The organism is Bacillus sp. AFS012607 (assembly GCF_002558005.1).
GTDB lineage: Bacteria > Bacillota > Bacilli > Bacillales > Bacillaceae_G > Bacillus_A > Bacillus_A thuringiensis_S.
In genome coordinates, this window is sequence record NZ_NTVM01000036.1 from 3,930 (window position 1) to 17,906 (window position 13,977).

Sequence of the window (13,977 nt, forward strand, 5' to 3'; positions counted from 1 at the left end):
AAGATAAACACGTTCATTAAAAAGCTTGTTTTAATACAGCAACTAATTCATTTATACTTTTCATTTCTTCAATGAAGTCTTCATGTCTTGAATATAGCCAAGATGTGTTTTTATCTTCTTCTGAAACAAATTCTTTAAGTTCGCGTTCTAATCTTTCGTACTTTGCAAAAAAAGCCCTCGAACATTACTGGTTAAGTAGTTTAGAGTTTTTTGTCCTATGTTCAAAAAGTTTAGACTTTCATGTCCTGTTATTGAGACATGAAAGTACCTACAAAATTTAAGGTAATGGTCATTTATCAGCAATTGTTCATGTGATTTTAGTTTGGAGTTTCATGTCTTTTTACACTTCCTCCCTCTATTCTTTCAATGTAAAATACAAACTGAATGAAGATTATGGCAATAGCATAAAGGCATTTAGTAAAGATATGACAGTTCATTTAAAACTCTAGTAACCTAAAATGTCCAAATATCATACATAAAATTAAGCCTATAGGATATTTCCAATTTATCCATTCATATAGGGGAGGTAGTTATACGATGATTAAAACTCCTAATACAATTAAAACAACACACTTTCTTCAAATTTAATCCTTTTTGCTTGTCTTTTTATTGTCTTGATAATTGAAACTATCCATTTCCCCTGGAGCTGAGCAGTTAGTTCATTCTAACTGCTCTTTTTATTTTTTTATCATCACCCTTCCATAGTACCTCCATATGTTGTATAGAGATATTTCTTTCTAAATTGTCATTGATGCTTCTTTCAAGTCCTAATGCACATCTTAAAAAGAGCACTTTTAAAAAGTGCTCTTTTTACTTTGTATGTCACTCACCCTACGATGAATCAAGATCTTAACTTATGAATAATTAATTGAACCTTTGCTAATAATATAAATCAATTGGTAACTGCCAATCTGTATCCATAATGAATCTCTAATTTTCTTGAATTCTCCCTGAGGCAAGGCGGCTATTTTTTATAGCTGCCTTTCTTGTATGAATTATAAATATTTACACATACTATTAACGGAATGCTTGAATCATTGTCATTGAAAATGTTCAGCACTTCCGCTCCTTAGAGAACAGTCTACGCAACTGTTCTCTTTCCTATTTCCTTTTTTCACACATATAATATGAAAAGCATTATTAACTCCGCTACAATCAATAGCATTGCAACATTCTCAATATTTCCTCAACAAATTCTCAATATTTTTCATGGACAACAGCACACTTTCTCAACAGTTTTAATATCTTAATATTAAATACTGAAAGGAGATGTTGAAAAATGACTTGGTTCATTATTTTAGGGTTTATGCTTATTTTAATAATAAGCGGTTTTCATGCACATAGTATTCATATCATTTTCAAAATAGGTTCAGATACAAAAGCTGTGCCAAGTTGGTCTTTCGTTAATAAAATAAATTTCCAAACATTAAAAGAATTAATAAAAGGACTAAATAAGGATAAACTTAAAATCCTTACAATAGGAGAACTTGTTATTCCTTTAAGTTTCTTTAATAGATTATTTAGCAAAACATTAATTTTTCTATTCCTATTCTTTTACTCTCAATACTTAAACTAACGTAATATGAGATAAGTTAAAGAATAACAATCACTGATTGTAGCAAGCCAACTTTCGATTGCCTATAATGAATTGGACCTGAAGAATTAAACAAAAAATTAAGCGGCTGTTTGAATGTGAGTCCGGTATTGTACTGGACTCATTCCTTTTAACTGTACTTTGATTTTTTTGCGATTGTAATGAACATTATACTTATCTAATACTATCTTAATATGTTCCATACCTTCGAATTTTGTAAGATAAGTTACTTTTGCTTTGTCTTGTTCTGTAATTCCATCTCTTTTTGAACGAAGTCCTTTAACTTCTTTAAATAATCGACTTCCATACGTAAACATTCATTTTCATCTTTTAATGCCTCTATCATCCCTTCAATAGATGCATTAACTAACTTTGATTTTGTATTTCCCATAGTTGGATCCTCTTTCTTCTTTTATATAGGAAATCCATGTCTTTTAAATCATATATTCCCCTTCATCTACGAACTATTTCAATGAATTCCTTAACAAAAACTATTCATTTATTTCCTTTGTTTTTAATCTATTTCTAAATATTTCAGATCAACCCATTGAAAAATCCCCCTATATTCATTCCATATTCCTCACTCCTAAATGAATCGTAGTACATATTATCCTCAATACATTTATAGGTTTTTATAGGATTTTTAACAAAATCTTCTTACATTTAAATAGAAATACCACTTTATTCTGTCAACTCCATCTATATTGAAAAATATAAAAAATCAAATCTATTTGACATTTCAATGACTCGTAACAGGAAAATATATACATTAAATGAAACCTGATATATCTTTAATTTGTAAGTTGTAGTTAGTTGGCCAACTTTCCATACAATTTAATAATTTAAAATATGGAGGATCTAAAATGAATCAAGTATTTAGAAAAAGTAAGAAAAAAATGATGTATCTAGTTGGTTCACTTCTAATTTCACTATCAATGTTTTCAACTACTAGTTTTGCAGCTACAGAAGGTGCTGTAAAAAGTGTTACAAATAGTAGTTATACCGGGATTGCAGCTGATATAAATCTACCAAAATCAGTTGTTGTTAAAGATGGATATGTGAATTGGTATTTAGGTATTGGAGCATCTAAAGTTGAGGGTGGTATTTCAAAAACACCAAGTGGATATAAAGTATTTCTTAATTCAGGATATAATGAATCAGGTCAAAACAGTAAGTATTGGAACACACAATATGATACATCAATTAAAGATGGTGATCGGGTAAACCTTAAAATAATTAATAACGGAAATGGTACGGTTACTATGTATGTAAATGGAAGCCCTAGATATGCAAATCAGCCTGTATATGGCTCATTTTCTCAATACGAACCAATAAAAATGGTTCAGGGTGTTGAAGATGCTGGACGTAATTCTTTTAGCCAGGCTAGCTTTTCAAACGTACTTCTAAGAGCAGATACATCAGGATCTACCTACAAAAGTTGGAACGGTTCAATTTCTTCCTCATTTTCTAAACACGGTACTTATGGTAACAATTTCACAGTTTATTCCCAAGTACCATTAAGCGCAAGTCTACGCTAAAGGTGTTATTTGCATAATAATATTTTTGTGAAAAGGTAGTTGCACTTGCAACTACCTTTTTTTATATAGGGTCCATTGTAATAGATATTCTCGCCAATATAAATATCATCTTTCAACTTTTTCAAAAAACAAGCTGTTTATCTAAATGTTATGTACAAAAAAGCGTAGAAATTTTTAATTTCTACGCTTTTTATAAGTTAAACAATTCATTTACTATTACAATTCTTCAAATTCATTAATTTCAGCTTTACGCTTTAAAAATAGTTCCATATCTTTATTCTCTCTTTCTATTAAACCAAGAGCATGTGTATCATCCAAGGCTAACTCTTTATATCCCCATATATAATCTATAGTTGTATCTTTGACATGTCTGTGTTCTCCACAATACCATTCTATAGGTTGTAACGCATCGGATATTTTAAATAATTCTGCTGGATACCATGATGGCATATTTTCACGTTCTCCTAAAATTAAATATGTCAACTCACCACTTTGTAACTTGCATATGCCATAAACAATATACTTCTTTTTAATAACTAAGTTAAATATTTCCTCGGTTTCCTTTGTTAGATAATCTCCAGTGTTGTACAAACAAGTTACTTTCATAATAAACGCCCCTTATTTTTTATCTTTAAATTTAAAATCATCAAATTCACCAGTTTTTGTATTCTTAACATAATGCATTTCCACACCATTTACATTATGGGCCATTTTGACCCATTCGTCTTCCTTAGACCATTTAGGATCTGTATTTCCTTATCTTGAGGATTTGATTTAACCTCCTTCATTGCTAGTTGCACTTCTTTTTTCAAAATAGGATCTCTATGTAAATGGAAGTCCTAGATATGTAATCAACCTGTATATGGTGTATTTTCTCATAATGAAAAAAATATTGTTTTCTTATGTAAAATTACCTCAAACACCTTCCATATTTACATTTCCCACTTATACCTTACTAGTTCGTATGAGTTTCTACTTTGGGCAAATATTTCATAAAAAACAAGAAACCACCCATTTGGATGGCCTCTAAATTTACTAGTTTTAATATTTTTCTGCTACTAAAATATAATCAAAGTTATTATCTTCATTCCCTCTTACCGATGAACTTACTTCAATATAATAGTCTTCCCATTCTTCCGCTTCAAAAACAATTTTTTCCATATCATTAGAAAGGTTCAAAGATTTTTTTATTATTTTACCTTTCGAATTTCGTACAAATAGATCAAAATCATTATGCATTCCCTGCAAAGTAACTTCAACTTTCATAGTATCACTTGGAGAAAATTTAAAGATATCTATACCGTCTTTATCGTCTAAATTTAAATTGCCATAAACCACACAATCATACCCTAAATCTAGTCTATTGGCTGTTTCAAGAGTATTATTTGGCTCCGTATCTCTAAATTCTTTCTGTTTTCTAGCAGCGTCCACAAAATTTGTACTACTAAACACAAGTGTTACGGTTCCTAATAATATAATCCCTAATTGTTTTAAAATCTGTTTCCCCATCTTTTAGAGCTCTACAAAAACAGGTGGATTCAGCGGATTAATTTGCAATAAAAAATAGAAATAGTCAGTCATGGTAGCCTATTTCTTCTTTTTTAGATGTATTAAATGGCTTGTATTTCTCTCTTAATCCTTCGATTTCCTTACACTTCTCCTTAATATCCTCTCGAAGAGATAATCTAACCTTGTATAATTTTATCACAGTTATAATTTTCCACTGTTTGATTAGGAAATTCATTTGTTGACCATTTACGCCTAGGATTTTTCTTTCCCCATTTCGCACGAAGGTTCCTTTTTGCTCTACGGTAACAATTTCATACATACACATCTTCCTTTCCGTTTTAATGATAAATTATTATATTAAGATTTATTATTATGCAAAATTACATTTCAATTGTAGTTGATAATCATTCTTGATGTAACTATAATGATTACATGTTGGGTGATATAAGAAAGTTATTTACGAATTAAACCTAACTGCACATTTAAATACAATCGGAATGGAGATGTTATAAGGTATGAAAAAAATCATTTTAGCTGGTGCATTAGGAATTGCAGCTCTTGCAGGCACAAATCTACCAGGATTAGAAGTAACAAAAGCAAGTGCAGCTTCTATCGAGTCAAATTTATCAACAATTGAAGGGCGTGTAGTTGAGGTTACTGATAATGTTATCTCTGTTGAGTCAACAAAGTATTCAGAACCTATTAGTATCTATTTAAACTCTACACCAAATGTAAAAGTTGGTGATCAAATAAAAGCTACTGGTGCAATGATGCGTAATTTTACGGACTATATGATTGCAGAGTCAATTGAAAAGGTTCAAGGTACTGATACATTACACCAGGGAAGTTATTTAAAACATGTTTTTGCATACGAATATGAAATAGGACATGTTACAAAAGTAGATAAGTTTAAATCTGGAATAGAAGAATATAATTATGTAATTGTTCAATATACTGGAAATGACGGAAGTAAACGTAATGTTACAGTTTATTTAACACACGGGCAGAAATTTAATGTAGGTGAAAAGGTCAAAGTTCATATGGCGAACGCTGAAAGAAGTAATGAGTGGTCGATAACAGATGAGATTGAAAAAGTTAATGATTCTCAAGCATTAACTGATGATCGATGGATTTGGTCTTAATATAAAATTGTATTTTTTCTCTTATTGAAAAGAATTATTTGTCTTGGTTAATTTCTTCTGTTAGTAATATGAAGAATTGAAATATTATCCAACCAACTAAATGTATAAACCTTTTAATCGAAAAGAACTTGTAGACAAAACTACAAGTTCTTTTTACTTTTCCAAATAATAAGAGAAAGTAAACAAATATTCAAAACTTCATATTTATTAACCAATCTGTTCAAAATCGATGGTATATTCTATAGCAATATTGGTTCTTTAATGGCTGGTAAAAACTCGATACTCATAGCATAATTTAGTAACAAATTGATATACTCTTGATTTGGCTCTAAACAATGTACATTCTTCAAATATCCTTGCGTGTATAAACAAGATGGTATAGCTACTGATAGCTCTTCTACAGATTCTAATAAAGGCATTATGAGCTCTAAAGCTTTCTGTTCATCAGTAGTTAGATTTGTATTAAAAAACTTCTCTATATACTTCTCTTGTTTCATTAACAGGATATCGTATCCAAAAGCTTGTAAACTATTAATAAATTGATCCCATTTAAGCTGATTTGGATTACAGATATGCATGGTTTTATTTACTGTATTGGCCTTATAAGATAATTCAGTAATAGCTAAACTTCCATAGTCTACAGGCGTTAAATCTACATACGTATTGACGTCAGGAGCTATGCTAGATAGGCATATCCCTTTTAATAATCTATAAAATGCGTTTTCATTAATATTGTATTGAAATTTACCTGTTTTAGAGTTACCCACTAAATTCCCCACACGGTATATTGTGGCACGAACTCCTTTTTCCATTGCTTCTCTGACCATTTTCTCGCCTTGAAACTTACTTTCTAGGTACAGATTATCTAAATTTTGCCCTCTATCAAAATTAGACTCACAGAATTCAAATTCTTTTGGATCGCTTTCAGCCTGACCTACTACACTTAAAGTCGATATATAATGAAAACGTGCATTTGTGTTCTTAGCTAATTCCAATAAGTATTTTGTAGACTGAACATTTACCTTTTGAAAATGCTCACGTTCTCCATAGTGTCTAACTTCTCCACCACAATGTATGATTGACTCTATCCTATTCTTTAAATGGTCCAATTGCTTTAAATCTAGACCTAGATTCATCAAAGATAAATCTCCTTCAATTAATTCTACTCTCTCCTTCAACTTTTGGAGGATTTCTTTACCGAAATAAAACTCCATTCTTTCTTTTAACTTTGCACCAATTACTTGATTCTCATTTTTTCTTACTAAACAGTAAATAGTCGTAGATGGCAACTGTAATAACCGTTCTAAAATATGTGCTCCTAAATATCCTGTTGCCCCTGTAAGGAAAACTGTTTTTGGATAATTCACCATATCTAACTCATATTCTTCTAATTTAGTTGTTTCATAAACAGGAGTCGTTTTCGTTTCATTTTCCATACATGCTACATTCATATTTTTCTCTTTCTTGAACGACATATCTTCCATCTCTTCAATATGAGAGGCTAATTTTTCTATTGTTCTATACTTAAAGAAATCTTGAATTTTCAAGTTAGGGTATAACGGTTTTAATTTGACTAATGCCGGCATAACTTTTAAAGAATGTCCACCCAAATTAAAGAAATCATCTTTTAACCCTATAGATTTTACGTTTAGAACTTCAGACCATACCTTTGCAATGTCTTTTTGCACTTTAGTTTGAGGTTTAGGTTTAGGTTTACACTCATCTTTTTGCTCATGACCAAACTCTATTTTTGGCAGCTTTTCAAAATCAATTTTACCGTTCGCCGTTTTTGGTATTTCTAACACATGAGAGTAATATTTAGGGACCATATATTCTGGCAATACATTTGATAAATGTATTGCTAACTTATTTTTCTCTATCCCTATACCTGCCACTGTTTTATAATAAGCTTGCAATAACATTCCATCTTCCGTTTGTGTTACTACAGCCTGACTTATCCCCTCAAGTTGTAACATTGCATCTTCTATTTCTCCTAATTCAATTCTGTGCCCTCTAATTTTAACCTGCTTATCTTTTCTTCCCATAAATTCTATATTTCCATTTGGTAACCATCTTGCTAAATCACCTGTTCGATATAATCTTTTACTATTGTCTTCTGAAAATGGGTTTGAAATAAATGCCTGTTTTACTTTCTCTTCCTGCTTCCAATACCCTTGGGCCAATCCTAAACTTTCAATATATAATTCACCCATGCACCCTACCGGACAATGTTGCATATATGAATTCAATATATGAACTTTTGTATTAGAAATTGGTATACCAATCGGTACGCTTACTAAAAGGTTATTTTCGCCTTCTAAAACTGGTATGAAATAATACATTGCTGAAACGGTTGCTTCAGTAGGGCCATACTCATTTACCAGTTGTACTTGGTTTTTAAAAGTACTTTGCCAACTTCTAATAGCATTTGTTGATGCAGCTTCCCCTCCCATTATTATAAATCTTAAAGAACGTATCTTTTCGCTATCCAGTTTTGTTAATGAAGTCGATAATTCATTGAAAAATACTGTTGGTAAGTCCGAAATAGTTGCTTGAGTTTCTTGAATGGCTTGAGCATATGCGACAGTTGAATAGCGCTGTTCATCACTTAATAAATATAGTTCTGCCCCATTTAACAAGGTAGAAAAAATTTCTGATACTGAAGAATCAAAACTATGGGAATAAAACTGTGTTACTTTATCATTTGGAGAGATCTGAAACACTTCATGTCTCCATTCAACTAAATTTAATACTCCTTTATGCGTTAATAATGTACCTTTTGGTTTTCCTGTTGAGCCTGAAGTATAAATTACATATGCCAAGTCATCTGGTTTATTTAAAATTTTTACATCATCATTTATAGTCGTACGATATATATCCTCTATTATTGAAACCTTATAATCACTTACATTCAAATGACTTTTAAATTTGTTACTCGTTATAATTCTACATGCCTCACTGTCACGAACTATATAATTTATTCTATCCTCAGGGTATTTTACATCTATTGGTATATAGGCAGCGCCGGCTTTTAATATTCCAAGCATAGAAACAATACTATTTATACTTCTATCTAAAAATATGGCTACCTTATCACCTCTTTTTATACCTTTTTCAAGTAAATGTTGAGCTACTTGATTAGAGCTCATATTTAATTGTCTATATGTTAAAGATTCCGTTGCAGTCGCTATAGCAATCCGATCGGGTTGTCTATCTACTTGCATATAGAATTGCTCTTGTATATTTTGAAAATAAGGATATGGTCTTTCTGTATGATTTACGTTTTTATATAAAGATTCTTCTTCCTGTGATAGAAATGAAAGATTTTCATATGCCACCGTTCGTCGATGAATAAAGGCGTCCAGTATATTAAGTAAATTTTGAGTAAACCCATTAATTGACTCTTCCTTGAAAAGATTAATATCATATTCAAATGAAACCCCTACATAATCCAATCCTTCTTCAACAGCTAAAGAAATGTCAAACTTACTAATATCTTGTTTATTAGGTAACAACTGAAGCTTGTATGCATCATGTTGCTGCAGAATATCTTTTTGATAACTAAACATAGTAGAAAAAATCGGGTTATTTCCAAAGCTTCTATCAGGATTTATTTGTTCAATTACTTTATCAAATGGGTACGATTGGTTTTGGAATGAATTCAAACATTTCTCTCTTACTATTTTTAATAGCTGTGTTAAATTTTTCACATCATTCAATTGTGTTCTAATCGCTAAAGTATTTACAAAAAATCCTTGTATTTTTTCAAATTCTTGATGATTCCTTCCAACAACCGGTGTACCTACAATAATATCTTTTTGATCCGTTAGATAATGTAACAATTGAATATACGCTGCCAAAAATAGCATATACATAGAAACATTCTCTTGTTCACATACTTGTTTTAAAGACTCTTTCATTTCATTATCTAACTTCATTTCAAATACTGTACCTTTATTTGTTTTATTTGTACTTTGACGATTCCTACTAAAATCTAAAGGAAGATTTAATATAGGAAGAGGTGCTGCAAGTTCGGCCATCCAATAAGATTTTTCTGTATCCCATCGACCTAAATTTAACTGCGCCTGTTCCCACTCTGCATAATCTACATATCGATTAGAAATAGTTGGAAACACAGGATTTCTACGTTTAGCAAAGGCACTATATACCTTCATTAATTCATCTAATAAATTCCTTACACTCCACTCATCTGTAATAATGTGATGTAAATTGATATAGAAATAAGACTTTTTCTTATCCAGATTAAAAATTCTAATCCTAAAAAGAGGGCCCTTTTCTAAATCAAATGGTGTATGATCCGTTTGATTTATTGTTGTACGTATATATTCTTGTTGTTCTTTTTTAGACATGTATTCAATCTCATCGTGAATCAGGTCAATCGCTATTGAGTTTAAAATGACTTGTCTAGGCTCTCCATTTCTTTCAATAAACACTGTTCGTAGCATCTCGTGTCGTTGAACTAAAAATCTTATGGTGTCTTGTAAAATATCCTTATTTAAACTCGGCTCAATATATATGTGTAGTGGTGTATCATACACTCTATTAATGGCGTTATACTTATTTAAAAACCAGATTCTTTTTTGAGCACTTGATAACTGATAACTTTCCTTATCTGCAACTTTTAATACTTGCATCTCCTGTTCTTCCCTATCATGATTTACTGTCATTGATTTGTCGATGTAAGCAGATAGACTAGCAATCGTTGTATGCTCAAAAATATCTCTAATTTCAATTTTTAGATGAAACTCTTTTTGAATTTGATTTAAAACTTGCACAGCAATTAATGAATGTCCCCCAAGTTTAAAAAAGTCATCCTCTCTGCTGATTCTATATTTCCCTAAATTTAAAATCTCTGCCCATGTTTTTGCCAACCTTTTTTCCGTTTCACTTATCGGTGATACATATTGCTTCTGCATGTTTTCAAGTAAAGATGGGATTTGTAATTCTAATTTTTTTCTATCAAGTTTCCCACTTGGTGATAAAGGAAAACTTTTAAGATGAAATATATAATTCGGTATCATAAAATCTGGTAAACTTTCACTTAAGAATGTTTTTAATTCCTCTTGTTTAAGTTCTCTATTGTCTTTTGATAAATAAAAACTAACGATTTTATCGTTTTGGTAAGTGAATACTACAGCATCTCTCACTTCTGGATGTTTAAATAATGTTCCTTCGATTTCATCAAGCTCAATGCGATATCCACGTATTTTTACTTGATTATCTTTCCTTCCGATAAATTCTAAATTTCCATTTGGTAAAAGACGAACTAAATCCCCAGTACGATACATCATTTTATTACTATTATAGGATTTACCGAAAGAAATGAACGCCTCTTCTGTTTTTTCCTTTTGATTTAAATATCCGTTAGCAACTCCATCACCGCCAATAAATAACTCACCTACTACACCTGACGGACATAACGTACTGAACGGGCTAACCACGAAAACTTCACTATTAGCAATTGGTTTACCTATTGGGATACTAGAAATTTCTTTTTGTATCTCACCATTTACTTCATACATGGTTGCACACACAGTAGTTTCAGTAGGACCATATGCATTAAGAACTGGAATCTTTAAACCTAATTTACTTTGCCATTTACGAACTGATTCAGCAGGTAAGGTTTCCCCTCCCACAAATAAACGTTTTACAGATTTTAATTTAAGTAACATTTCTTTTGGCATATCAGCTATTAATTTAAAAAATGCAGTTGGTAAAACCACATATGTAATACCATTCTTTTGAATTACATTTATAAATTCCTCTGTTGAACGTTTTTCGATTTCAGAAATTAAATGCATTCTTCCTCCACATAGCAAAATCGGAAATATTTCCATAATGGAGGCGTCAAAAATAATCGTTGCAAATTGTAAAAACACATCTTCTTTTCCTAAATGAAATGTATTAATTACTGAATATGATAAATTAATTACGCCTTTATGTGGTACAACGACTCCTTTTGGCAAACCTGTTGAACCTGACGTGTAGATAATATAAGCTGCATCTTCTATGGTATGTGTAGGCGCAATATTTTCTATAGAATTAGCGTAATGAAAATCTTCTAGATAAATTGTATGAATCGCAAAACTTTCAACCAATCCCCTGTATTCTTTCTTCGTAATAATCATTTGACTTTCGCTATCTTTTAAGATGTATTTTATTCTTTTTTCAGGAAACTTTGGATCGATTGGTACATAAACTCCACCTGATTTTAGGATACCTAGAATCCATACAATGGTATCAATCTCTCTTTCCATAGTAATACTTACACGTTGTCCCTTTTTTATATCATTTTTACGTAAATAATTCGCAATTTGGTTGGACCTTTGCTGTAATTCATAATTGGTAATAGATTTGTCCCCCATTGAAATTGCTATTTGATTTGGCGATTTTAATGCTTGTAAATCAATTAATTGATCTAGTGTTTTTGAATTAGGATATGTAAGAGCATTTGAGTTCATCTCTTTGTATAGACGATGATCTTTTTCTAAAAGCAAATCCAATGAATGAATAGGTTCATTCACATTCTTCATTAATTTTTGTAACAAATATATATACCTTTCGACTAAATCACTAATACTCTCTGGTTTATATAATGCTGAGTTATAGTCAACCTCAATTTTATTCTCTGTTTCCCCTTCATATCGCATTATTCTCCAAGTCATATTAAAAGGATTTACTCTTTTACAATCTGTTAAAACTGTTGACTCAATATCAGGAATTTTTAATTCCGGTATCTTCATCGTATTAAATGCTGTAGAATATACCATATTATGATTTGTATTTGTATTTAGATTTAAATCTTTTACTATATGTGAGTAAGAATTATGTTTATACGTAATAGCTAGATGAATAGATTTATTAACTTTATTAAGTATCCCCTTAAATGTATCTCCCTTTTCTATTGTTATACGTATAGGTAATGTATTAACAAAGTAACCAAAAGTATTTCGTTCTTCTGTATATGGTCTAGTATTAATTGGAATACCAACGATTATCTCTTCAGCATTTGTCATTTGATGAAGTAAGGTACAATAAGTACTTAACATTACTCCATAAATACTTATATTATTTTTTTTAGCAAAACATTGTATTTGATAAAATAAATCCGAATTAATATTCTTACTTATATTTTTATCTGTATATCTTTTTTCATTCATTTTATCAAAATCAATAGGAAACTCTGTAGGAGTTAATTCACCTTGTAAATAATCTTTCCAATACGATGATCCCTCTTTATATATTGCACTATCAATAAAACTCTCCTCATGCTTTACGAGGTTCTTATAAGGAGATTCAAATTCTACATTCGACTTCCCTTGAAGTAATTCACCATACGTATTGGATAATTGTCGGATGAAAACTCCTAAACTCCATCCATCGTAAATAATGTGATGAAACATTAAATGTAAAATAAATGTATCTTCACTGAATTTAATGATGTGGAATTTAAACAAAGGACCCTCTTCTAAACTAAATTTCTCATTCACTATAGATTCTAAGAAATTTTTAAAAATAGATTTTTGTTCTGTGTTTTTAAAAGCCGTTAAATCCTTAATTGGTACATCAAATTCTACATTCTTTTGAATTAATTGCTTTATTTTTTCATCCCTCTTCTTAAATATTGTACGTAGCGCCGGATGTGATTGCACCATTAAGGTAAGCGCTTTCTTCAAGACCTCTATTTGAAGTTTTCCTTTTAACTTTATTATAATCGGTTCATTGTTCATTCCTTTTTCTATTTCCATTTGATGAGCTATCCATAATGCTTCTTGACCTACCGTTGCATCCAATTCTTCTACAATTTCATATTTCTTTTGTATTTCCTTCATATGAATTTCTCCTTTTATAAATATTTAAAAACGGATAATATTTACAGTTACAACTATATGTACATATTCTGCAATTTGTAAATCTATATTTTCCGACTAAATTCAACATTTATTTCGCTTATTGCATAGTTATTAAAATTATGAATAAAACTCATATTTATACTGTAACAGTTCATACTTTTATTCAATTTGAGCATAAAAAACCATTTCACTAATAATTCTAATTTCTTTTTATACAGTAATCTTACATATTTTATTAAAGGAAATAGTCTAATTTATACTCCCAAAATAAATTCAAGAATATTCCAACTGGTCACTATATATACTTCTAATAACATAAA

At 30.4% G+C, this 13,977-nt stretch carries 9 protein-coding genes; 3 read left to right on the forward strand and 6 right to left on the reverse strand.

The window, feature by feature from the left end; genetic code table 11:
• The first annotated feature begins 1,279 nt into the window (after positions 1-1,279).
• Positions 1,280-1,576, forward strand: a complete 297-nt coding sequence (locus tag CN409_RS27925; RefSeq protein WP_000219733.1) for a hypothetical protein — start codon at positions 1,280-1,282, stop codon at positions 1,574-1,576.
• A gap of 98 nt (positions 1,577-1,674) precedes the next feature.
• Here CN409_RS27925 and CN409_RS32885 read toward each other — a convergent pair whose 3' ends face one another.
• Together CN409_RS32885 and CN409_RS32075 are read right to left on the reverse strand one after the other, a co-directional pair.
• On the reverse strand, positions 1,675-1,797 hold the full coding sequence (locus CN409_RS32885; RefSeq protein WP_003310464.1) for an IS3 family transposase: 123 nt from the start codon (positions 1,795-1,797) through the stop codon (positions 1,675-1,677).
• 23 nt (positions 1,798-1,820) lie between these two features.
• Positions 1,821-1,985 (reverse strand): hypothetical protein, encoded by a 165-nt coding sequence (locus CN409_RS32075; protein WP_000528554.1) that lies wholly within the window; start codon positions 1,983-1,985, stop codon positions 1,821-1,823.
• 472 nt (positions 1,986-2,457) lie between these two features.
• Between CN409_RS32075 and CN409_RS27935 the strand changes: the two genes are divergently transcribed.
• A complete protein-coding gene (locus tag CN409_RS27935) occupies positions 2,458-3,132 on the forward strand; it encodes a hypothetical protein (protein ID WP_097981983.1) in 675 nt (224 codons plus the stop codon).
• Positions 3,133-3,348: 216 nt separating this feature from the next.
• Here CN409_RS27935 and CN409_RS27940 read toward each other — a convergent pair whose 3' ends face one another.
• The 3 genes from CN409_RS27940 to CN409_RS27955 all read right to left on the reverse strand — a co-directional run bounded on the left by CN409_RS27940 (position 3,349) and on the right by CN409_RS27955 (position 4,960).
• Positions 3,349-3,738, reverse strand: coding sequence for a hypothetical protein (locus tag CN409_RS27940; protein WP_000868981.1), 390 nt, complete (start codon positions 3,736-3,738; stop codon positions 3,349-3,351).
• 435 nt (positions 3,739-4,173) lie between these two features.
• Entirely contained in the window at positions 4,174-4,641 is a 468-nt protein-coding gene (locus CN409_RS27950; protein ID WP_097820557.1) for a PPC domain-containing protein, read from the reverse strand.
• Positions 4,642-4,705: 64 nt separating this feature from the next.
• Positions 4,706-4,960 carry a hypothetical protein gene (locus CN409_RS27955; RefSeq protein ID WP_000273030.1) on the reverse strand — a complete coding sequence of 85 codons (255 nt, stop codon included), beginning with the start codon at positions 4,958-4,960 and terminating at the stop codon, positions 4,706-4,708.
• A 196-nt stretch (positions 4,961-5,156) separates the two neighbouring features.
• On the opposite strand from CN409_RS27955, the gene CN409_RS27960 reads away from it, so the two are divergent.
• Entirely contained in the window at positions 5,157-5,783 is a 627-nt protein-coding gene (locus CN409_RS27960) for a F0F1 ATP synthase subunit alpha (RefSeq protein ID WP_000720470.1), read from the forward strand.
• Positions 5,784-6,022: 239 nt separating this feature from the next.
• Here CN409_RS27960 and CN409_RS27965 read toward each other — a convergent pair whose 3' ends face one another.
• On the reverse strand, positions 6,023-13,636 hold the full coding sequence (locus tag CN409_RS27965) for a non-ribosomal peptide synthetase (protein ID WP_097981982.1): 7,614 nt from the start codon (positions 13,634-13,636) through the stop codon (positions 6,023-6,025).
• Between the last annotated feature and the right edge of the window lie 341 nt (positions 13,637-13,977).